This window comes from Leifsonia sp. SIMBA_070 (assembly GCF_046534635.1).
GTDB lineage: Bacteria > Actinomycetota > Actinomycetes > Actinomycetales > Microbacteriaceae > Leifsonia.
Genome location: NZ_JAWRYK010000474.1, coordinates 1 through 260, shown reverse-complemented (window position 1 = coordinate 260; position 260 = coordinate 1). Strand labels below are relative to the sequence as shown.

Genomic DNA, 260 nt, shown 5'->3' with positions numbered 1-260 from the left:
ATCCGGTGCCAACCGCAACGCGGCGATCCTGATCAGTGGACCCGCGGACATGTCGAAGCCGGTGGCCCGGTCGGCAGCCAGGATCCGGTCCCGTTCGGCAACCCGGGCGGATTCACCGACCGTCGTCAGGTCATGCACCGCGACACCGACATCCAGGCCGGTACGCACCAGCGCGACCGCACCGAGGTCTTCGTCGACGACAAAGGTGGACCGCATGCTCTCGTGCCGGTCCAGCAAGGCGTTCGCGGCCCGGCCGAGCC

General features: G+C 69.2%; 1 protein-coding gene. It reads right to left on the bottom strand.

Annotation, left to right across the window (positions count from 1 at the left end; translation table 11 throughout):
- A partial coding sequence (locus tag SB754_RS21110; protein ID WP_410784298.1) for a hypothetical protein occupies nt 1-260 on the bottom strand: 260 nt, incomplete at both ends.